The organism is Micrococcus sp. M4NT (assembly GCF_033790745.1).
Lineage (GTDB): Bacteria > Actinomycetota > Actinomycetes > Actinomycetales > Micrococcaceae > Micrococcus.
Map to the genome: position 1 here is coordinate 42,525 of NZ_JAMYEH010000001.1, position 14,276 is coordinate 56,800.

Sequence of the window (14,276 nt, forward strand, 5' to 3'; positions counted from 1 at the left end):
TGTCCCCGCAATCGGGCACCGACGGGCCTGGCCCCGTGCGCGGCGGCTGGACTGGGCGGAGGCCGGAGGCCGGCGGCCGTCGACGTCGGCGCCGGACCCGCCGTCCCGCTGGAGGTCCGCCATGCGTCCCTGGGTGCCCGATGCCCCACCCCGTCCCCGCCGTGCCCGCCCGTCCGTCCGGTCCGGCCTTCACCCACCGCGGCCAGGGCATCCGCCGCCGGCCGCCGCCCCGCTGGCCGCGGCCTCCCCGCCGCCGGCCGCGGCGTCCCCGGGGCCGGACGACGCCGCCGCGCTGCGCCGCAGGATCGCCGAGCAGTGCGCCGAGGGGGATCCCGCGACCGAGGCGGACCTGCGTCCGCTGATCGAGCGGGTGCTCGCGGACGCCGAGGCGCAGCGGCGCGCGGATGCCATGCGTCCCGCACCGTGGTGGCGGCGGATCGGCCGCGGCGCCCCCGATCCGGATCGGCCGTGGACCCCGCCGGCCCCCGCCGTGCGGGAGGCTCAGGCCCGCGCCCTCGAGGAGGAGCTCGCCGGCTTCGGCCCGCTCGCCCCCTGGGTGGGCGTCGAGGGCGTCACGGACGTCCTCGTGGACGGCGGCGGTGCCGTGTGGACCGACGGGGCGGGCGGGCTGATCCGGCGCCCGGCGCGCCTGGACCCGGAGGCGTCCCACGCGCTCGCGGTCCGGCTGCTGGGGCAGGCGGGCCGGCGCCTCGACGGGGCCGTCCCGATGGCCGACGCCCGGGTGGGCGGGGTCCGCGTGCACGCCGTGCTGCCGCCCGTCAGCGGTGGCGGCACGGTGCTGAGCCTGCGCGTGCCCGCACGGCGTGCCCGCTCGCTCGCGGAGCTCGCCGAGTCCTGGCCCGACGGCGGCCTCTGGGCCGAGGCGGTGCAGTGGCTGGTGCTGCACCGGGCCACCGTGCTCATCAGCGGCGCGACCGGCACGGGCAAGACCACGCTGCTCTCGGCGGCCCTCTCCGAGGTGTCCGCGCACGAGCGCATCATCACCGTGGAGGACACCCTCGAGGCCGCGCCGGAGCACCCGCACGTGGTGGCGCTGCAGTGCCGCGCCGCGAACGAGGAGGGGGCGGGGGAGGTGGCCCTCCCCGAGCTCATCCGCCACGCGCTGCGCATGCGCCCGGACCGGCTCGTGGTGGGGGAGTGCCGCGGCGCCGAGGTGACCGACGTCCTCACTGCGCTGAACACGGGCCACCAGGGTGCCTGGGGGACCTTGCACGCCAACGCCGCGGCGGACGTGCCCGCCCGCCTCACCGCGATGGCCTCCCTCGCCGGGTGGAGCCCGGCCGCCGTCGACGCCCAGGCCCGGGCCGGGGTGGACGCCGTGCTCCACGTGGTCCGGGACGTGCACGGCCGGCACCCCGTGGAGCTCGCCGTCCCCGCGGACGCCCCGGGGCCGCTCGCCCTGGTCCCCGCGCTCACCTGGGAGGACGGCATCGCTGACGACGGCGGCGGCGCCGCGGGACGCACGGTCGAGGGCCCGGGGCTCGAGCTGCTGCGCGCCCGCCTCGAGGGCCGGCACACGTGCTGAGGATCCCCGGACCGCTGTGCCGGCCTCGGGCTGATCCGGAGAAGGAGACCGAGGAGCTCGTGGCCGTCCTGCGCCGCTGGTCCGCGCTGCTGCGGGCCGGACTCCCGGCGGACCGCGCCTGGGCGGAGGTCGCCCGGACCGTGCCCGCCTGCGCGCGGCCCCGCCCGGGCTGCTGCCTCCACCACCGCGTCCGCCGGCGGGCCGCGCGCGAGCGGCTCGGACTGGACGCTGAGGGCCCCTGCTCCGACGTGGGCGGCAGCGCCGGCCGTGCGGGGCGACGTCCGTGGCGGCGGCTACCCGGGCGCGCGGCGCCGCCGGACCCGGGCTGGGAGCTGGTGGACACCGCCCTCACGGCCGGGCGGCGTGCGGGGGCCGCGCCCGCCGCGATCGCCGCGCGCCTGGCGGACACCCTGGAGGCCGCCGTCGACGCGGCCCGCGCCCGCCGCAGCGCCGCGGCGGGGCCCCGCGCGACCGCCCGGCTGCTGCAGTGGCTGCCCATGGGCGGCCTCGGGATGGCGTGGCTGCTGGGCACGTCGCCGGCAGATCTGCTGACCTCGCCCTTCGGGTGGATCATCGGCGTGCTGGGGCTGCTGTTCACGCTTGCCGGCCAGGCGTGGACGCGTCTGCTCGTCGCCCGGGCGACCCGGCCGACCGGGTCGATCGAGCCCGCCGTCGTCCTGGACCTCGTGGCCCCGCTCCTCGCGGCGGGCCGCTCGCTCACCGCGGCCCTCGACGACCTCGCCCGTGCGCTGCCGGACGCGCACGCCCTGCGCGCCGTGACGGCCCTGCTGCGCTGGGGCCGCCCGTGGGAGGAGGCGTGGGAGCCCGTGGCGCAGGATCCGCTGTGGACGGAGGTGGCGGCCTGGCTGCGTCCCCTGCACCGCAGCGGCATGGCTGGAGCCCGTGCGCTGACGGAGACGGCCGCCGCGGTGCGCCAGCAGTCGCGGCGCGCGGACGAGCGGGCCGCGGAGGAGCTCGCCGTGCGGCTCGTGGTGCCGCTGAGCCTGTGCCTGCTGCCGGCGTTCGTGTGCTGGGGCGTGATCCCCATGGTGATCGCCCTGCTCACGGCGGGCCCGTGACGCGCGGGCGCCTGATCGCTCCTGCACAGGCCGCCCGGCGCGGGGCGGTCGTCCCCGGCCGGCGGGCGCGGCGAGCGCGGCGGACGCCGTCCCGCGCAGTCTGGGATCAGCGGCCCGCACCGGACCGTCCCACCGCCCTCGCACCGAGGGCCGCCCTTCCAGGAGGAACCCCATGACCCAGCTCTCCACCGCCCTGCACCTGGCCCTGACCGATCTCGTCGGCCGCGAGCGCCTCGAGGACGAGACCGGCGCCCAGACCGCCGAGTATGGGGAGGATGTGTCACAGCACCCCGTGAATGGGTGCGGACATGAAAGGGCCCCGCCGGTGCTGGAAACACCGCGGGGCCTCGGCCACCACGGTTAGGACGTGATGACGTGCCCCAGTCTACCCTTGCCCCCGACACGCTAGCCCAGCGTGTTCAGCCCATCGCCCGCGCCGCCTTCTGGACGGTGACGACGGCGGTGGGCTTCGTCGTGCTCAACCTGCCCTCGCTCTGGACCGGCCCCTGCTGACCAGTCGGCCCCCACACGCGGGGGCCGCGTCCTGCCTGCCGTCGTGGTGACGGTGGGCGGAACGAGGTCACAGCGTGATCGTCCAGGCGGGAAAGCCGGCCTACCTGCTCCCAAGGCTCCGGCGCAGTCGAAACTATCCACCCCGAACGGCCCTGAACTGCCAGGGCTGGGAACGTCCAGTGCACGGACGGACCAGGGCGCACCGTGAGACACCCTGCCACCGGCGGGGGGTCTACTCGGCGTGCGAATGTCGCAGATGTGGGCGGGGGCGGCGGGTCAGTGACGGCGTGAGGGACCAAGCAAAGGCGGCCCCCGGGCCCTCCGCTCTTGCTTGGGAGGTGAGGGCACCCGCCCCGCTTACAAGGTCCGCCCTCAGCACTAGAACAGCACCAGCACCGCCAACCGGCCAGCCCGGCCACCGATGAACGGAGACACCATGACCACGAACACCCCCCAGCAGCCCGGCGCCGGCCAGCCCTCTGACAAGGCCGGGCCCACACAGCCGACGCCTCGCACGATGATGGACACGCAGCCTGTGCGCCTGGACACCGATCGGACGATCCGCCTGGGGACCGTTGTGCTCGAGTCCCCGGGGACTTCCACCCTGACCGTTCGCGGGGAGGTCCGCACGACGCAGGCACCGGGGTTCCCCTGTGTTGCCTGGGCGGATGTGAGGATCGAGGACGCGGACTTCGAGCCGGATGGGTCGATCCAGCCCGATGCCCGGCAGGCGCGGATGATCGCGGCGTACTTCCTGAACCTGGCGGACCTGATGGACTCGGAGACGGCCGCCTGAGCTCACCTAGCACGAGAGGGCCCCAGGATGATCCTGGGGCCCTCTGTCGTGTGCCTTGTGGAGAACTCTGGGCTGCCGGGACTGGGGACGCTACTGTGGGCGCTGGCGCCGGGGGGGCAATCCCCCTCCGCTCCCCGGGCGCTGCCGGCGCGCTGATCCCCCCGCTATGCGGTGGCGCGCCCCAGGGCCGCCCTGCCATCCCCCCGTTTCGGCAGGGCGGCCCTTCTTCACGTGGCCCGCAGGTCCACGGGGGTGGCGCCGCCCAGTTTGGTCCAGTGATCCACGAGCTCCTGTCGCAAGGGAGCACGGTAGAGCTCGGCCGCTTCTTCCTCGGCTTCGGCGATAGACCGCGCAGAGGACTCGTCAATGCGTGCGTCCAACTCACGCCCGTAGGCGGCATAGTCCTCGCCCATCACGGCATTCACCTGGGCTTCGGCCGCCTGGTAGGCCGCGCTCGCCCGGTGCTCCCGGATCTGCCGGTAGAGGTCGCGGAGCATTGCCGGCCGGGCTACCTGCCCTGGATAGCGCATGCCGACGGCCAGGCCGGTGGACGTGGGCACACCGTACCGGAGAGCCATGTCGAGGACGATCTGGGCCGGCTGGTCGGCGGTCTGCCATTCAAGACGGTCGAGGTCCATCTCTTCGGCCAGCACAAGGTCGACAAGAGACTGGGGCGTATCCGTCCAGGTGACGGCGCCATAGGGCTGAACACGGTAGAGCACGAGCGATCCTCTCGGTGGGGTGATTCACAGGCTACGGGACCACTCGTTCAGGCTAACCGTGTCGCGGCACGAGGGGCAGGGGATACGGAGGGCCGCCCGGATCCCTCGAGGTGAGGGGCGGGCGTCCCTGGTCGTGCGGACAGGTCAGGCGGCGGGGGCGTCGTCCATCTTGAGCAGCCGGTACATGGTGGAGACGGACACGCCGGCGGCGTCGGCCACCTCGCGGGGTGTCATGTCTCCGGTGGCGTGGAGGCGCTTCACGAGGGCGATCTTCTTCCCGTCGTACTTCCGGGGGCGTCCGCCCTTCCGGCCCTTCTCAGCGGCGGACTGACGGCCCTTCTCCGTGCGCTCGAGGATCGTCGCGTGCTCGAACTCGGCCAGGGCGGCGAACACGTGGAACACCATGCGGCCCGCGGGGCCGGACGTGTCGATCCCCTCACGGAGGGAGCGGAAGTTGATCCCGCGGTCCTGAAGCTCGTTCACGAGGGCCACGAGGTCCGCCATGGTGCGGCCCATGCGGTCGAGGGAGGTGACGAGCACGGTGTCACCCTCGCGCAGGTAGTCCAGCATGGTGTCGAGCTCGGGGCGGCTGGCCTTCTTGCCGGAGACAGCCTCAGCGAACACGCGGGACGCGCCGGCGGCGGTCAGGGCCTCGCGCTGGGAGTCGAGGGACGTGCCGTCCTTTGCCTGTGCGGTGGTGCTGACACGTGCGTACCCGATGATGTTGCCCATGTCCCCGGTTCCCATCTACTCAACTTGTGCGGGTGGTTATGGGAACAGGTTACGGGATGGGTTTTGGGAATGCAACACCCCCGAGATGACGACGCCCCCGCACGAGGCAGGGGCGTTGTCAGCAGACCATGGGATTTGGGAACCGGCTCATGCGTCCCCGTCGTGGGACTCGGCCAGGGCTTCCAGGGCGCGGGCCGCTCCCCGCAGCTCGGCGCGGATGAACCCATCCCGCTGGCCCTTCTCGTCGGTGTCCGCCTCTGCCACGGCGCGCAGGATGCGGGCGGCCTCGCGCATGTCGTCCGGGGTGGGGGTCTCAGCGGTCACAAGGGGTCTCCTTCTCGTTGGTGCCCCCATGATCCCGCAGGGCGGCCAGCACGGCGGCGATCCCGGCGGCCGGGTCCTCGCCGCGGGCCTCGCATGCGGCGGCCACTTCGAGGGCGCCGGCCTCCACCAGGTCCGCGGCCAGGCTGAACGCGCCCCGGGTCACTTCTCCCACGCCCTGAACATTCGTTCCGCGGCGGCCAGCTGCGCCCGCTCAAGGGCCGGCATTCCCGCCCGCACCGCGGCCGACTCCGCTTCCCACTCGCGGGCGAACGCCCAGTCCTCGGCGCTCAGCTCTTCTTTCACCTTGTCCAGGCCGGCAACCGATGCGAGCCACTGCGGTTCGTACCGGTCATCGGCGAGCACGGCGAGCACGCGCCCCGGGGGAACCTCGGTCCGGTACAGGACCGCGCCAGGTCGGGCCGCGAACGTGACGGCTATGGCACGCTCCGGGGTCCACGAGAGGTTGTCGCTGTAGCCCGGGCGCGTGCCCCGCCACAGTGTCCGCGGCTCGGTCGGCAGCGTCGCAGGCTCACCGTTGAACGTGAAGCCGATCCGCCTGAACAGGTCGATCCAGGATCCGCGGTCCAGGGTGTATTCGGGGCGGTAGGAGGCGGCGTGCGCGTATGCGACGTGGGGGCGAACGAGGTCCAGGGGGAACCCGGGCGTGTTCGCCAGCGCGTTCAGGGTGCGGGGAGCGCCCAGGGCGCCGAACAGGTCAAGCAGCTCGGCCAGTCCCTCGGCCGTCCACAGCTCGGGGCGCCCCCGGTAGAGCGTCAACGCCGTCGCGTACTCGGCCTCGGTGATCCAGCGCGGGCCGGTCACGGGGCGGCCTCCTTGTCGGCGAGCTTGTCGGCGGCCTTGTCGAGGGACGCGGCGGCCTCGAGCAGGTACTTCCGCACGTGCCGGCCGGTGTCTGTGTCGATGCGGGGCTTGTGGTGGTCGAGGATCACGCGGATGAACGCGGCCACCTCGCCGGGGGTCGGGGTCTTAGCGGTCATGGTCACGCCTCCGGGGTGTGGTCGAGGATGTCGCCGGCCAGGTACGCGGCCAGCAGCGGGGGGATGAAGAACTCGCGGGCCTGCACGATGGGGCGGCCGGCCATGGGGTCGCTCTCCTTGATGACGTCCAGGGCGGTGGACTGGGCGGGCAGCTCGTTGTGGGCGAGGAAGTAGCGGATCATGGACGCCCGCACGCGGTAGCCGTCCACGTGCTCGGTGATCTGTTCGCCCCGGGTGGTCGGGTAGTAGGTGCGCCCGTCCACGGCGCCGGCAAGGGGCACGGCGGCCACGCCGTAGGAGACGCCGTCGAGGTCCTCGAGCTGGGCGAGCAGCTCGTCCACGCGCCTCTGGTGGGCCGCGGCGTCCTTCACGGCCTTCTCGGCGGCCTTGTCCAGGCGCTCGGCCTCCAGGGCCAGGGCGTCGCGGGCGAGCTTGTCGGCGCGGGCGTGTTCGGCTCCGGCCTTGGCGGTGTACGCGTTCGCCAGGCGCTCCTGCGTGGACACCTCCCGGGTGATCCGGTCGGCCTGGGCGGGGTCGCTCACGATCAGATCCACGGCGTCGGCGTCGATCCGGGCGGCCTCGCCGCGGGCGTCAGCGGCCTTGGACTCGTAGGCGTCGGCGCTGGCCTGGGCCTCGCGGGCGTCGGCCAGGGCGTCGGCGGGGGTGCGGGTCTTGGTGGGCATGGTGTCTCCGTTCAGCGGGCGGCGGGGTAGCCGGGGTGGAAGTCGGGGTACTTGGTGATGGTCCCGATCTCGCGGATCCGCACGATCTTCCGGCGAGGGGTGCTCTCGGCGGCCTGCGTGCGGGCCGTGGTGGCCGCGGTGCGCGCCGGGGCGGGGGTCGGCCGGTTGAGGGCCTGTGCCGCGGTGCGGAAGCTCTCGGCCACGCGGGCCAGCACCTCGTCCGTGTAGCCGGAGCTGAACTGGTGTTCGCGGATCAGCTCGGAGCGCTTGTTGCGGGCCGCCCAGGTCAGGGCTTCCTCGTCGGCGTACTTGACCGGCTGGGCCTGGCGCAGGGCTGCGGCGTAGACGTTCTCCGCTTCGATCACCTCGGCATGGGCGGCCAGGTGCTCGGGCACCTCCCCTCCCAGGGCGGCCGCCATGCGGGCCTCGCGGGCCTCGTCGAACAGGCGGGTGTGCTCGGTCATGTCGAGGGGCTGCGGGATCGGGGTAGTACCGGGGCTGAACACGTCCGCGATGCGGCGCTGCTGCCGTTCCTCGGCGGCCTCGCGGCGCTGCATGGCGCGGCTGATGCTGTTGTAATCGGTCACGGTGTCTCCGTTCGTCAGGGCGGTTGAGGTGGCGGGGGCGCCACGCCCGTAGGCGTAACCCGGGCGCCCCCGCCGTGCGGGCTCAGAGGATCGAGACACCAGCCCGCGGGTGGCAGGGCCCCACCGTTCATCACCCGGCTTCCCTGCCACCTTCAACACTTCCGGATCACGCCGCGGCCAGGTTCCCCGCTTCCGCGTCGGGGAAGTCGCGGCCCTCGGCACGACGCGCGATGTGCTCGGCCAGGCTCCCCGGCTCCACCAGCAACCGGCCGTGCTCGTCCCGGCTCACGACGACACCGGCACGGCACCACGTCCGCACGGCCCGGGCAGTCACGCCCGCGACCTTCCCCGCCTCCGTAGTGTCCAGCCATGCGGCCGTCGCCCCGGCAGGCAGTGCAGGCGGTTCGAGATCCTGCCGGACGTGGTGCTGGTACATGGACGCCGTGTTCAGCAGCTGCGCCCACCCGGCACGGGCCGCTGAACGGGCAGGGGCGGGCGCGTGCGCCAGCTTCACCGCCACCGCCTCCCAGGGCACCAACTCCACGAGAACGGCCGCCAGGGGGCCAGGGACGGCCGCGTGCACAGCGGCGAACGATGCGCGACGCTCGTACCCGCTCACAACTGCCTCCCCTCGGCCTCGGCCGCGGCCACATCACGGAAGATCACGCCCAGGTGCGCCCGGGCCGCCGCGTCCCGCTCCGCCGGCAAGTCCAGGAATGCCAGCAGCCGGCCGATCACGTGGGTGATCACAGCGGCCTGGGCCTCGTTCAGCCTCACCCGCCGCTCGTCCAAGTTGAACTGGCCCAACGCCGTCAGCATCCGCGCCAGCCGGTCCTGGTACTGCCCCAACAGGGTCAGCTCGGCCCGCGTCTGCTCGGTGCCCAGCGGCGAGACGTAGCGGGGATCCTGGAGCGCGTTCACCCGCTGCCCCAGCGCCCGTACAGTCGCCCGCACCTCCGCCGCCAGCTCGGCCAGGGCAAGCACGGGATCGGCCACCGGCTCCACGGCCTCGAACGCGAGCACCGCCCGGGCGTCGGCCTCGAGGGCCTGCGCGGTCTGCCGACGCTCGGCCGCGGCCTTCACCTGGGGCGCCCGCCCCCCGTGCGAGGGGCAGACCGTCCCGCCCCGGATCGGGGCCCGCCGGCAGGGGTTCCCGCTACTCGTGCGTGCGACGCACCGTCGGGGCTTCATGGGTTCACTCATGGCGGGCCCCTTCATGGGTCGTCCGGGCGGCGGCGCGTGCGGCCTGGTGCATCTCGGGGATGGTGCGGCCGGTAATGGTGTCGGGGTGGAGGCCGTAGCGGCGGGCGAGGGCACAGCGGGCGCGGTCACGCTTCTGGGCGTCCATGGACTCGAGGGGTTCAGGGTGGGGGTCGTGGTCGGTCATGCGTCCTCCAGTGTCGTGGTGGGGAGGCGGCCGGCGGGGGTGCCGTCGGCGTCGGTGAGCGGGGGGAGGTCCCTGGGGATGGGTCCGGGGCTGCTGATGGTGCGGACGCCGGCGGCGTGGAGGGCTTTGCCAGCGGGGTGGCGGTCCATGGCCGCGGCGCGCTCGGCGGTCAGGTCGTGGGCCCGGGCGAGCGCCATGAACGCGGCGAGCTGGGGGCGGGTGTAGCGGGTGCGGGGCGTCATGCGTGATCCTCCGTGGGGTCGTCGGGGCTCCAGGTCTGGGCCCATACGCGCAGCGCTTCTGCGTCGCGGTTGCGGCGGTCCTCGAAATCGTGTGGGGCGTCCTCATCAGCAGCCTTGCCGGTCCCGCGCACGCGTGTACTTGAGCTGGGCTGGGAGGTGAGTGCGGTTGCTGTCTGGTCCTCTGGCGGCTTCTTCTTGTGGTGAGGATGGGTACCTCTTGGACCCCCAGTCACTAGGGGGGTCTGTCCCCACTCACTGGGGGGGTCATCCCCCGTGTCACTGGGGGGAGTACCCCCCCACTCACTAGGGGGGTCATCCCCCCAGTCACTAGGGGGGTCGGGATGGGGGCGGGGATCAGCACGTGGCGCCGGCTCCCACGCGGACAGGCGCACGAGGTACGTCCCTCCATCGGCGCGGGTGAACTTCACGTCTTGAACACCGCAGGGCCGATAGGTGGTGCGCGGGTCCAGGGTGAGTGCGTAGTCCCTCCGCTGGCCCGCCTTCCCTTCCATGCCGGCCACGATCGCGCCGGCGGCCTCGAGCTCACGGAGGATCACCCGCACGCGCTCGAGGGCCTTTGGGTTGTCGGGGTCCTTCCCCAGGGCAAGGGCTAGCGCACGGTGCCCGCCGAAATAGGGCGGCGGCTCATGGTCGCTGTGCGCTGCGTGCGCCATGACGATGAGGGCCCGGAATGGCTGATCGTTGAGGTGGGCCCAGCGGGTGATGACGGTCGTGACTGCCTGGTGACTCATGCCGTTAGCCCTCCTCTCTCGGGGGCGCGGTCACCGGGGTCACAGAGCCGCTTCCCTCCCGGCCGTGAACGTGTGCAGGGGGGCCAGGCGGCACAGGGTGACGGCGGCGTGGTGTCCGCGGTCCGTGGCCCGGTCGGCGGCGCGCTGGGCGGCGGGGAGGTTGAAGAACACGCGGCGCCGGGTGCGGAGCTCTCCGGTCACGTGGTGGGCAACGAGGACGACGTAGACGCCTTCCAGGGTGTGGGCCGGGTCGGGCAGGGCGTCGGGAGGGCGGGGGGTGCTGGGGGTGACGGTCACTCACGCTCACCGCCGCCCATGAGCAGCTGGGCGAGGCGTCGCGCCTGGGCGGGGGTGATGGGCGGGGCCGCGGCGCCAGCACGGCGGGCGTGCTCCCGGGCCTCCGGGGTGAGGGGGTCACGAGGCGAGGTCACTGGGCGGCACCGCCCGCCGTGATCACGGCATCCAGTGCGGCGCGGTCGATGCGTACGGAACGGCCGACGCGGTGCGCGGGGACACGGCCGGATTTGATCCATCGGTCGATTGTGCGGAGGCTGGCGCGGGCGTGTTGGGCAGCCTCGGCGCGGGTGAGCCACACATAGGTGGTGGGGCTAGGGGACGGCTGCACTGGTCCTCCAGGGTGCAACTCGTAGTCCCACCGTGGTCCGGTTCCTGTTGGGGAACCGGGGCGGAACGAGTCACTACCCGGGGCGTCTGCCGTCGGGGCCAGGGTCTAGCAGCTCTGGCGCTGTGGAAATGGTATCAGGTGGCAGGACGTGTCAGCACTGGTGTAGTCATCCCGCCGTCCCGTTCATCTTCACGAGCAGGTCCAACGGCACCTCTCCCACTCCCGTTGCCGCCACCGTATCCAGCAGTTCCCACAGCCGCTCTCGTCGCACGTACAGCGGGGCGGACTTGCCCGCGTTCACGCATCGGTCGCAGTCCAGCAGGTGGCGCAGGTCCACCTCTGCCAGGTTGTCCGCGGTCACCTCGCCCTCCTCCGGAGGTCGGTCGTTCAGCAGATGCACGAACGTCGTGGGCTTGCTTCCGCCGGCGAACGTGGGTGGGGTGTTCGCCAGGAACGCGGCGGCCTCCGCCTGGGCGGGGTCCCTCACGACGGGGAGAGTGCCGTCCTCGGCTCGGCGGCGCACGAGGCCGGCCACCTGGCCGTGAGTTGCTGGGCGCTCCACCCATGGCACGGGTCCGTCTGGGGCGTGAATGAACTGGGCGACGGTCCACGTTCTCGGCTTGCCCCTGGGGCCGTAGTGCCGGTTGCAGATGACCCGCACGGTGTCTGTCATGGTCCTGTCCTCTCGTGTCAAAAATGTTGAGTTGATGGGAACGCCGGTCAGGTGTCCCCGCTCCGCGTCGCGGCGGGGTCGTCCGTTCCCGTATCCCGTGTCATTTTCTGAACTCGAGCGCGGTCGGGTTCATGGAAATCTGGGGCCCCGCGCCAGTGCAGACGCACGGCGTCCGTGTCGAATCGGCCGGCCACGGCACGGGAGGGCAGCACCTCCACCCACAGCAGGGCCCGCAGCACCTCCCGCTGTGTCACGACGGGGGCGGCCAGGAAGGCGCCCGCCGGGTCGTCCTCCACCACGAGGGCCGCCAGCGCGCTAGACCGGGAGCGGCGCTGCACGTCGGCGCGGATCCGCTCCACCTGAGCATTGAGCTCCGCGGTCCCCTCCACTAGCTGCGCCTCCGTGATCGTGCCCTGTGCGAACAGGCGCGTGAGCGCGTTTTTCCGGCCCGTGAGCTCCACGAGGGTTGCGGCCTCCGTGGCGTCCGGTGTCCCGCCAGCGGGTGCGGCCTGGGCGCGCAGGGCTTCCACCGTCCCCGGGTCTGCCAGGGCCGCAGACACGGCCTCCACCACGTAAGCGTCCAGCGCGTCCATGCCGCGCGTCGTGTGGCCCGTGCGGTCCGTGCCGTGCTCGAACGAGACGGTGCACCGGTAGATCCGGCCGCGGCTCTTGCGGTTCAGCCCGTGCATGACGCGCCCACAGTGGCAGTGAGCAACACCGGACAGCAGATAGCGGTACTTCGACTCGGAGGACTGCCGGCGCTCCGGCGCCGTGAGAATCCCCTCGAGCGCGCGGAAGTCCGCCAGCGTGACGATGGGCGGCCAGGTGTCCGCCACCGTCTCCCCGTGGAACGTCAGCAGGCCGGCATTCCGGGGGCGGAGTAGGCGTTGCCGTACCTGTGTGGTGGTCAAGGTGCGGCCGGTGCGCCCCGTGACGCCCTCAGCGGCCCAGTAGCGGGCCACGTCGCCCAGGGTGTGCCCCTTGAGCACCATGTCCGTCCCCTCCTTGATGAGGGGGCCCGCCACAGGGTCCACTACGAACCGCCCGCCCTGGTGGCGGCGGTTCTCCAGCACCACGTGGGCGACGCGCTGCCAGCCCCACGGGGCCGGCCCTCCCAGGTGCTTCCCCGCGCGCGCGGCCTGTACCTTCTGGGCCCGGATCCGGTCGGCGCGGTGCTCGGACTCGTGCTGCGCCCAGGCGCCGCGCGTCTTAGCGACGGCCCTCCCGGTCGGCGTGGACAGGTCCAACGTGCCGGACGTGACGGTGTACGTCGGGACGCCGCGGGGGTCGCACAAGTCGATGTACCGCTCGAGCTCCCGGGTCTGCCTCAACAGCCGGTCGTGATCCCAGACCACCACGCCGTCCAGGGCGCCCCCTGCAATGTCCTCGATCAGCCGCTCGAACTGGGGGCGGCGGCGGGCCTTCATGGCGGACAGGTCGTTGTCGACGTACTCGTCTACCACGTGCCAGTCCATGCGCGTGGCGAGGTCGCGGCACGCCTCGAGCTGGCGCTCAACGCCTTCCCGTTCGCCCGTGTCGTCCCGGCTGATCCGGGCGTAGATCCCTACCCGCTGTGCGCTCATGGTCCGATCCTACCGGTGTGGTCACTTGACACGCTGGCACCATACGGCATCCTCACGCTCGCCGCCGTCGGCTTCGCCGGCGTCCTGGCCGTCCTGCTCACCAGCCCCGAGGTGCAGGAGATGCTCAAGGACATCATCGCCGAGGCCCTCAAGCGTGACTGAGTCCCGCAACGGCGCGCCCCGGCCCGGACACCCCCGCGGTGGCCGGGCCGGGGCCGTGCCCCGTCGTGAATCGGACGCGCCTCGTCCTGAGGCGGCCATGCCCCGCCCCCGCACCGCGTCGGCAGGCGAGCGCGGCGCCGTCACGGCCGAGTACGCGGCCCTGCTGCCGGCGGTCGTGCTCATCCTCGTGGCCGTGGTCCTCGCCGGGGCCGCCTCCGTCCAGCAGGTGCGCAACGGGGACGCAGCGGCGTCGGCGGCGCGCCTCCTCGCCCGCGGAGACGACGTCGGCGAGGCCAGGAGGACCGTCGAGCGCATAGCGGGGGAGGAGGCCCGCCTGGCGCACGAGGAGGGGGACGGCTGGGTGACCGTGACCGTGAGCCATCCCGGCCCGGGCCCGCTGGGGTGGATCGAGCCGATCGCGCTCGAGGCCGGTGCGGCGGCGCCGCTGCAGCATCCGAACCCGGGGGAGGCGTCGTGACCCCGCACCGCGGCGGTGCGCCGGCCAGGGCACGGCAGGCCCTCGCCGACGAACGCGGCGCGGGCGGGGTCACGGCCCTCGGCACGGTGGCCCTCGGGGCGTCGCTCGTGATCGCGGTGGCCGCCCTGGGCGCGGCCTCCGTCACCGCGTCGCAGGCGGCCGGCGCGGCGGACCTCGCCGCGCTCGCGGCCTCGGACGCCCGCCGCGGGATCACCGCGCAGGAGCCGTGCGCCCTCGCCGCGGAGACGGCCGAGCGGAACCACGCCCGGGTGCTGGACTGCTCGGCGTCCCCGCAGGGCTCGGTGCGCGTCGAGGTGGAGGTGGCCCGGGTGCCGCTGCCGCCCGCCCGCGCGGTGGCCGTGGCCGGCCCGCCCTCGGTGCGGTGAGGAGGCGG

General features: G+C 73.5%; 25 protein-coding genes. 8 read left to right on the forward strand and 17 right to left on the reverse strand.

The annotated features are described in order from the left end of the window. Positions 1–121 precede the first annotated feature (121 nt). The 5 genes from NJC10_RS00195 (at position 122) to NJC10_RS00215 (ending at position 3,934) form a co-directional block, all read left to right on the forward strand. Positions 122–1,546 carry a CpaF family protein gene (locus NJC10_RS00195; protein ID WP_319073848.1) on the forward strand — a complete coding sequence of 475 codons (1,425 nt, stop codon included), beginning with the start codon at positions 122–124 and terminating at the stop codon, positions 1,544–1,546. Then, positions 1,540–2,625 carry a type II secretion system F family protein gene (locus NJC10_RS00200; protein WP_319073850.1) on the forward strand — a complete coding sequence of 362 codons (1,086 nt, stop codon included), beginning with the start codon at positions 1,540–1,542 and terminating at the stop codon, positions 2,623–2,625. Before NJC10_RS00195 ends, NJC10_RS00200 begins: the two co-directional genes overlap by 7 nt. Before the next feature lie 172 nt (positions 2,626–2,797). Beyond that, a complete protein-coding gene (locus NJC10_RS00205) occupies positions 2,798–2,989 on the forward strand; it encodes a hypothetical protein (protein ID WP_319073852.1) in 192 nt (63 codons plus the stop codon). 11 nt (positions 2,990–3,000) lie between these two features. Further along, positions 3,001–3,138: a hypothetical protein gene (locus tag NJC10_RS00210; protein ID WP_319073854.1), complete on the forward strand. Its 138-nt coding sequence runs from the start codon at positions 3,001–3,003 to the stop codon at positions 3,136–3,138. A gap of 436 nt (positions 3,139–3,574) precedes the next feature. After that, a complete protein-coding gene (locus NJC10_RS00215; RefSeq protein ID WP_319073855.1) occupies positions 3,575–3,934 on the forward strand; it encodes a hypothetical protein in 360 nt (119 codons plus the stop codon). A 227-nt stretch (positions 3,935–4,161) separates the two neighbouring features. On the opposite strand, the gene NJC10_RS00220 is transcribed toward NJC10_RS00215, so the two are convergent. The 17 genes from NJC10_RS00220 to NJC10_RS00295 all read right to left on the reverse strand — a co-directional run bounded on the left by NJC10_RS00220 (position 4,162) and on the right by NJC10_RS00295 (position 13,242). Beyond that, positions 4,162–4,656: a hypothetical protein gene (locus NJC10_RS00220; protein WP_319073856.1), complete on the reverse strand. Its 495-nt coding sequence runs from the start codon at positions 4,654–4,656 to the stop codon at positions 4,162–4,164. A 144-nt stretch (positions 4,657–4,800) separates the two neighbouring features. After that, positions 4,801–5,403, reverse strand: a complete 603-nt coding sequence (locus NJC10_RS00225; RefSeq protein WP_319073857.1) for a recombinase family protein — start codon at positions 5,401–5,403, stop codon at positions 4,801–4,803. A 132-nt stretch (positions 5,404–5,535) separates the two neighbouring features. Beyond that, on the reverse strand, positions 5,536–5,712 hold the full coding sequence (locus NJC10_RS00230) for a hypothetical protein (RefSeq protein ID WP_319073858.1): 177 nt from the start codon (positions 5,710–5,712) through the stop codon (positions 5,536–5,538). After that, on the reverse strand, positions 5,702–5,884 hold the full coding sequence (locus NJC10_RS00235; RefSeq protein WP_319073860.1) for a hypothetical protein: 183 nt from the start codon (positions 5,882–5,884) through the stop codon (positions 5,702–5,704). Before NJC10_RS00235 ends, NJC10_RS00230 begins: the two co-directional genes overlap by 11 nt. Further along, the gene (locus tag NJC10_RS00240; RefSeq protein ID WP_319073862.1) at positions 5,872–6,534 is read right to left on the reverse strand and encodes a hypothetical protein; all 663 of its coding nucleotides are present in this window, start codon (positions 6,532–6,534) and stop codon (positions 5,872–5,874) included. Before NJC10_RS00240 ends, NJC10_RS00235 begins: the two co-directional genes overlap by 13 nt. Continuing rightward, positions 6,531–6,710 (reverse strand): hypothetical protein, encoded by a 180-nt coding sequence (locus NJC10_RS00245; RefSeq protein ID WP_319073864.1) that lies wholly within the window; start codon positions 6,708–6,710, stop codon positions 6,531–6,533. The genes NJC10_RS00240 and NJC10_RS00245 overlap by 4 nt, the downstream gene beginning before the upstream one ends. Before the next feature lie 2 nt (positions 6,711–6,712). After that, positions 6,713–7,393 carry a hypothetical protein gene (locus tag NJC10_RS00250; RefSeq protein ID WP_319073865.1) on the reverse strand — a complete coding sequence of 227 codons (681 nt, stop codon included), beginning with the start codon at positions 7,391–7,393 and terminating at the stop codon, positions 6,713–6,715. A gap of 11 nt (positions 7,394–7,404) precedes the next feature. Then, positions 7,405–7,980, reverse strand: a complete 576-nt coding sequence (locus NJC10_RS00255; RefSeq protein ID WP_319073866.1) for a hypothetical protein — start codon at positions 7,978–7,980, stop codon at positions 7,405–7,407. Positions 7,981–8,146: 166 nt separating this feature from the next. Further along, positions 8,147–8,524, reverse strand: a complete 378-nt coding sequence (locus tag NJC10_RS00260; protein WP_319073868.1) for a hypothetical protein — start codon at positions 8,522–8,524, stop codon at positions 8,147–8,149. Positions 8,525–8,595: 71 nt separating this feature from the next. Further along, positions 8,596–9,063, reverse strand: coding sequence for a hypothetical protein (locus tag NJC10_RS00265; protein ID WP_319073869.1), 468 nt, complete (start codon positions 9,061–9,063; stop codon positions 8,596–8,598). A 112-nt stretch (positions 9,064–9,175) separates the two neighbouring features. Further along, positions 9,176–9,367 carry a hypothetical protein gene (locus NJC10_RS00270; RefSeq protein ID WP_319073870.1) on the reverse strand — a complete coding sequence of 64 codons (192 nt, stop codon included), beginning with the start codon at positions 9,365–9,367 and terminating at the stop codon, positions 9,176–9,178. Then, on the reverse strand, positions 9,364–9,609 hold the full coding sequence (locus NJC10_RS00275; protein ID WP_319073872.1) for a hypothetical protein: 246 nt from the start codon (positions 9,607–9,609) through the stop codon (positions 9,364–9,366). Before NJC10_RS00275 ends, NJC10_RS00270 begins: the two co-directional genes overlap by 4 nt. A 791-nt stretch (positions 9,610–10,400) precedes the next feature. Further along, positions 10,401–10,658, reverse strand: coding sequence for a hypothetical protein (locus tag NJC10_RS00280; RefSeq protein WP_319073873.1), 258 nt, complete (start codon positions 10,656–10,658; stop codon positions 10,401–10,403). Beyond that, positions 10,655–10,792 (reverse strand): hypothetical protein, encoded by a 138-nt coding sequence (locus NJC10_RS00285; protein WP_319073874.1) that lies wholly within the window; start codon positions 10,790–10,792, stop codon positions 10,655–10,657. Before NJC10_RS00285 ends, NJC10_RS00280 begins: the two co-directional genes overlap by 4 nt. Next, entirely contained in the window at positions 10,789–10,986 is a 198-nt protein-coding gene (locus NJC10_RS11205) for an excisionase family DNA-binding protein (RefSeq protein ID WP_413466361.1), read from the reverse strand. Before NJC10_RS11205 ends, NJC10_RS00285 begins: the two co-directional genes overlap by 4 nt. A 166-nt stretch (positions 10,987–11,152) precedes the next feature. Beyond that, a complete protein-coding gene (locus tag NJC10_RS00290) occupies positions 11,153–11,659 on the reverse strand; it encodes a hypothetical protein (RefSeq protein ID WP_319073877.1) in 507 nt (168 codons plus the stop codon). Positions 11,660–11,706: 47 nt separating this feature from the next. Then, a complete protein-coding gene (locus NJC10_RS00295) occupies positions 11,707–13,242 on the reverse strand; it encodes a recombinase family protein (RefSeq protein ID WP_319073878.1) in 1,536 nt (511 codons plus the stop codon). 15 nt (positions 13,243–13,257) lie between these two features. On the opposite strand from NJC10_RS00295, the gene NJC10_RS00300 reads away from it, so the two are divergent. The 3 genes from NJC10_RS00300 to NJC10_RS00310 all read left to right on the forward strand — a co-directional run bounded on the left by NJC10_RS00300 (position 13,258) and on the right by NJC10_RS00310 (position 14,268). Next, positions 13,258–13,404, forward strand: coding sequence for a DUF4244 domain-containing protein (locus NJC10_RS00300; RefSeq protein WP_319073879.1), 147 nt, complete (start codon positions 13,258–13,260; stop codon positions 13,402–13,404). A 97-nt stretch (positions 13,405–13,501) separates the two neighbouring features. Further along, positions 13,502–13,882 carry a TadE family type IV pilus minor pilin gene (locus tag NJC10_RS00305; protein ID WP_319073880.1) on the forward strand — a complete coding sequence of 127 codons (381 nt, stop codon included), beginning with the start codon at positions 13,502–13,504 and terminating at the stop codon, positions 13,880–13,882. Continuing rightward, positions 13,879–14,268 (forward strand): Rv3654c family TadE-like protein, encoded by a 390-nt coding sequence (locus tag NJC10_RS00310; RefSeq protein ID WP_248117970.1) that lies wholly within the window; start codon positions 13,879–13,881, stop codon positions 14,266–14,268. Before NJC10_RS00305 ends, NJC10_RS00310 begins: the two co-directional genes overlap by 4 nt. Positions 14,269–14,276: the final 8 nt, after the last annotated feature.

Excerpts from the sequence above, each read along its gene's own strand:
- NJC10_RS00195 (WP_319073848.1), top strand. The coding sequence starts at position 122 with ATGCGTCCCTGGGTGCCCGATGCCCCACCCCGTCCCCGCCGTGCCCGC.
- NJC10_RS00205 (WP_319073852.1), top strand. The coding sequence starts at position 2,798 with ATGACCCAGCTCTCCACCGCCCTGCACCTGGCCCTGACCGATCTCGTC.
- NJC10_RS00215 (WP_319073855.1), top strand. The coding sequence starts at position 3,575 with ATGACCACGAACACCCCCCAGCAGCCCGGCGCCGGCCAGCCCTCTGAC.
- NJC10_RS00225 (WP_319073857.1), bottom strand. The coding sequence starts at position 5,403 with ATGGGAACCGGGGACATGGGCAACATCATCGGGTACGCACGTGTCAGC.
- NJC10_RS00245 (WP_319073864.1), bottom strand. The coding sequence starts at position 6,710 with ATGACCGCTAAGACCCCGACCCCCGGCGAGGTGGCCGCGTTCATCCGC.
- NJC10_RS00250 (WP_319073865.1), bottom strand. The coding sequence starts at position 7,393 with ATGCCCACCAAGACCCGCACCCCCGCCGACGCCCTGGCCGACGCCCGC.
- NJC10_RS00270 (WP_319073870.1), bottom strand. The coding sequence starts at position 9,367 with ATGACCGACCACGACCCCCACCCTGAACCCCTCGAGTCCATGGACGCC.
- NJC10_RS00275 (WP_319073872.1), bottom strand. The coding sequence starts at position 9,609 with ATGACGCCCCGCACCCGCTACACCCGCCCCCAGCTCGCCGCGTTCATG.
- NJC10_RS00290 (WP_319073877.1), bottom strand. The coding sequence starts at position 11,659 with ATGACAGACACCGTGCGGGTCATCTGCAACCGGCACTACGGCCCCAGG.
- NJC10_RS00295 (WP_319073878.1), bottom strand. The coding sequence starts at position 13,242 with ATGAGCGCACAGCGGGTAGGGATCTACGCCCGGATCAGCCGGGACGAC.
- NJC10_RS00305 (WP_319073880.1), top strand. The coding sequence starts at position 13,502 with ATGCCCCGCCCCCGCACCGCGTCGGCAGGCGAGCGCGGCGCCGTCACG.